The following is a 297-nucleotide window of genomic DNA, read 5'->3' as shown; positions in this document are numbered from 1 at the left end:
CGCTTTTACACGCCTGACGGTTTTCAAGACCGTTCCCTTCAGCCGGACTTGGGTAATCCTCCATAGTATTTAATGGACCTTGTAGGACTTGAACCTACGACCACTCGGTTATGAGCCGAGAGCTCTAACCAGCTGAGCTAAAGGTCCAACAAGATCATTATAGCGGCGAAGGGGATCGAACCCCCGACCTCCCGGGTATGAACCGGACGCTCTAGCCAGCTGAGCTACACCGCCATCAATCGGGAAGACAGGATTCGAACCTGCGACACCTTGGTCCCAAACCAAGTACTCTACCAA

The 297-nt window shown here is 52.9% G+C and carries 2 tRNA genes; both read right to left on the bottom strand.

Annotated features, from left to right (window positions below):
- Positions 1-73: 73 nt before the first annotated feature.
- A tRNA-Ile gene (locus ADH81_RS00515) sits at positions 74-147 on the bottom strand.
- A gap of 13 nt (positions 148-160) precedes the next feature.
- Positions 161-234, bottom strand: a tRNA-Met gene (locus ADH81_RS00510).
- Positions 235-297: the final 63 nt, after the last annotated feature.

It is taken from the genome of Streptococcus pseudopneumoniae (assembly GCF_001072925.1).
Lineage (GTDB): Bacteria > Bacillota > Bacilli > Lactobacillales > Streptococcaceae > Streptococcus > Streptococcus pseudopneumoniae_Q.
Note: the sequence above shows the minus strand (reverse complement) of the source record. Positions and strands in the feature narration are given on the sequence as shown.